The sequence below is a fragment of the Streptomyces sp. NPDC033174 genome, assembly GCF_055577795.1.
In genome coordinates, this window is sequence record NZ_JBVIPQ010000021.1 from 1 (window position 1) to 3,422 (window position 3,422).

Genomic DNA, 3,422 nt, shown 5'->3' on the forward strand with positions numbered 1-3,422 from the left:
GTTGACGACGCTGCGTCCGGAGCAGGCGGCGTACATCGGTGTCGAGGTCGAGGGCCCGTACAAGCCCGACCACTACCGCTACTGATCCCGATGGCGCGCCGACGCGCGTCCGTAGCAGCAGCAGTACGCACCAGGCAGGCCCCCGCACCCCCGTGTCGGGGGCCTGCCCCGTACCCCCCAGATCGGCCCCGGCCGTCGAGGCCCCCGAGCCTCACGGCTCAGCCGGCACCCGCCACCCGGTCCGATCACACCCGGTCCGATCGCACCCGGTCGATCGCACCCGGTCCGATCACACCTGGTCCAATCACACCCGGGCCGGTGACCGACAGCGCCTCACACACCCCGACGCTCCGAAGCACCTGAGGACCCATGCCCCGCGGCCGTTATTCGCTCCATGATCCGCACGATCACACCCCCCTCGGCGAAGAGCACTTCCACTGCGCGCCCGGCCCCTCCGGCTGGCGCTACGTCTCCCAGATCACCGCCCCCTCCGGCGACCACTCGGGCTCCGTCGACCTGGCCCTCGACGAACTCGGCCGCCCCATCCGTCTCGAACTGCACGCTGCGAGCTGGCAAGTCCGCGGCGCCGCGCTCGACGGCGTCACCTGGGTCCGTACGGACCCCACCGGAAACCACGCCACAGAAGGCAATGTGCGCGCCCACGCCTTCACCGGCACGTCCCCGGCGTTCCTCGTCGCCACATCCCGCTTGCTTCGCCTCACCCCCGGTTCCCCCGCGACCCGCGTCCGGCTCGTCGCCTTCACGGACCCGGTCCTCGCCCCCCTCACCGTCGACCAGGCCTGGGCCCTGATGAAGAGTGAAGCGCACGCCACTGACAACGGCCCCCTGATGGTGGACGAATACCAGGTCAGCGCCCTCGACACCGGCGAACAGCACACGGTCCACATCGCCGGGGACGTCGTCCTCTCGGCACCCGGTATCGAACTCGAAGCCCTCGAGACCCCTCCCTCGGTCTTCCCCTGACCGGGAGCACGTCTGGCACCTCGCGCGGCTAGGCCGGGGGCGCGAACCCCGTAGCCGGCGGCCGGGGCGCCTGCGCCCCAGCAGCGGCAGGATCACCTGGCTCAGCGCCGGAAGCGGAGGATGCCCTCACCGCCGGACCCTCCCCGGACCACGCCGCCGCAGGCCTACTCGCCCCGCCACCGCCACCGCTACCGTTCATCGGCTCACCGAATTCCCGGGCACCCGCCACGCGTGCCGCGTCCCGCGCCGCCGCCTCACCGAACGCCCGCCGCGCCTCCCGCGCCTGCCGCTCGTTCATCACACCCGCGAGATAGGCCGCAGCCGGCACGCCCGCCGGCGCGGGTGCCCCGGTCCTCGCCACCACCTCGTCGGCCAGCCGCTCGGCAAGACCCCGCCCCACCCCGGCGTCCAGCTGTCCCATCCGCGTCAGGTACTGACGTATCGCGAGCCAGAGATCGTCCGGCACCGCCGACAGATCCAGCTCCGAGAACCGCCCCACCAGCCACGGCGGCGGAGGAGGAACCAGCGCCGTCCGCGCCGCCGCGACCCGCTCCCGTACGACCAGCGTCCCCGCGAACACATCACCGATCCGCCGCCCGCGCGCCGACACCAGGGAAGCGATGCAGGCGACGACCCCCAGGGTCAGCAGGATCTCCACCACCCCCATCGCCCCGCGCACCAGCGCATGACGGAACCGGATCGGCCCGCCGTCGTCCCGCACCACCCGCAGCCCACAGGCCAGCTTCCCGAGCGAGCGCCCGTGCGTCAGCGTCTCCACCGCGATCGGCGCTCCGACCAGAACCAGCAGGAAGGACGCCACCCGGATCGCTGCCTGAGCCGCCTCGTCCAGCGAAGCGGTGGCCAGTGTCAGTCCTACGGCTATGAGCAGGTACGCAACCCACACCACGACGAGATCGATGAGGAGCGCCAGCGCGCGGCTGGGCAACCTGGCCGGCGGCAGCCCCAGTACGACCGCGTCCCCCGTGACAACCCCGCTCATGCCGCCCACCCTTCTTCGACCTTCCCGACCCCTCCGAACGCCAGTCTGCCAAGCTGATCGCCAGCGCGCCGCAGTAGTACGAACCCGTACGCACCCAGTGCCTGGAGCAGCAGCCGATCATGGACCTCGACGTCTACGTCACCGCCCACCGTGCCGAGTGGGACCGCCTCGACCACCTCCTGCGCCGCGGCCGCCACCTCACGGGCGCCGAGGCCGACGAGCTCGTCGCCCTCTACCAGCGCACGGCCACCCACCTGTCCCTGATCCAGTCCAGCGCCCCGGACCCCGCGCTCACGGCCCGTCTCACCCAACTCGTGGCCCGCGCGCGCGCCACCGTCGCCGGCACCCGCCGCGCCTCCTGGCGTGACGCCGTCCGCTTCCTGACGGCCGGCTTCCCCGCCGCCGTGTACCGCTCCCGCCGCTGGTGGATCCCCACGGCCGTCCTCTCCACCGTCATCGCCGCAATCATCGGCTGGTGGATCGGTACGCACCCGGAGGTGCAGTCCGCGATCGGCGCCCCGGGGGAACTCCGCGACATGACCCGCCCCGGCGGCCAGTACGAGACGTACTACTCCAGCCACCCGGCTGCCTCCTTCGCCGCCCAGGTCTGGACGAACAACGCCCAGGCCGCCGCCATGTGCCTGGTCCTCGGTGCCTTCCTGTGCGTCCCGGTGATCTGGATCCTCTTCCTCAACATGCTGAACCTGGGCGTCGGGATCGGGCTGATGTCCGCGGCCGGCCGCCTCGACACCTTCCTCGGCCTCGTCCTCCCGCACGGCCTGCTCGAACTGACCGCCGTCTTCGTCGCAGCGGGCACGGGCCTCCGCCTCGGCTGGACCGTCATCGACCCCGGCCCGCAAACCCGCCGCGCGGCCCTCGCCCAGCAAGGCCGAGCGGCGGTGGGCATGGCCATAGGCCTGGCCCTGGTCCTCTTCGTCGCCGGCCTGATCGAAGGCTTCGTGACCCCGTCGGGCCTTCCCACCTGGGCCCGCATCACCATCGGCGTCGTCGTTGAACTCGCATTCCTGGCGTACGTCTACCTCTTGGGCGGACGCGCAGCGCGAGCCGGCGACACGGGCGACATCGACGCGACCGATCGCAGCGCCGAGCTGCCGACCGCCGCCTGATGTGCGTACGACCCCGCTGACCTGCTAGTCTCCTCTTCGCCCGCCGGGACCGTTGACACGGGACCGATGGGGAGGTAGATTTTAACGGTTGCCTGGACTGGACACAGTCGGGCGGTACAGCTAACATCTCTCTCGCTCCGTTCGGAAATTCGATTTCCAGGAGCCATCCCGATTCCTCATTCGAATCAAGAAGCCGATTAGCTCGGCGGAAATGATTCTGATAGAGTCGGAATCGCCGGAAAGGGAAACGCGAAAGCGAAGAACTGGAAGGCAAACCCCGCTCCGACGGGGAATCGGACACGAAAGAGTCT

4 protein-coding genes are annotated in these 3,422 nt (G+C 70.8%); 3 read left to right on the plus strand and 1 reads right to left on the minus strand.

All coding sequences use genetic code 11. From position 1 onward, the window contains the following. Together ACZ5VC_RS33145 and ACZ5VC_RS33150 are read left to right on the plus strand one after the other, a co-directional pair. Positions 1-85, plus strand: an 85-nt coding sequence (locus tag ACZ5VC_RS33145; protein WP_351832617.1) for an adenosylhomocysteinase, incomplete at its 5' end; no start/stop codon positions are given. Between the two features lie 284 nt (positions 86-369). Beyond that, positions 370-984, plus strand: coding sequence for a hypothetical protein (locus tag ACZ5VC_RS33150; protein WP_469123669.1), 615 nt, complete (start codon positions 370-372; stop codon positions 982-984). Between the two features lie 28 nt (positions 985-1,012). Here ACZ5VC_RS33150 and ACZ5VC_RS33155 read toward each other — a convergent pair whose 3' ends face one another. Beyond that, on the minus strand, positions 1,013-1,984 hold the full coding sequence (locus ACZ5VC_RS33155; protein ID WP_469123670.1) for an RDD family protein: 972 nt from the start codon (positions 1,982-1,984) through the stop codon (positions 1,013-1,015). A 119-nt stretch (positions 1,985-2,103) separates the two neighbouring features. On the opposite strand from ACZ5VC_RS33155, the gene ACZ5VC_RS33160 reads away from it, so the two are divergent. Beyond that, positions 2,104-3,111 carry a stage II sporulation protein M gene (locus ACZ5VC_RS33160; protein WP_469123671.1) on the plus strand — a complete coding sequence of 336 codons (1,008 nt, stop codon included), beginning with the start codon at positions 2,104-2,106 and terminating at the stop codon, positions 3,109-3,111. Positions 3,112-3,422 lie beyond the last annotated feature (311 nt).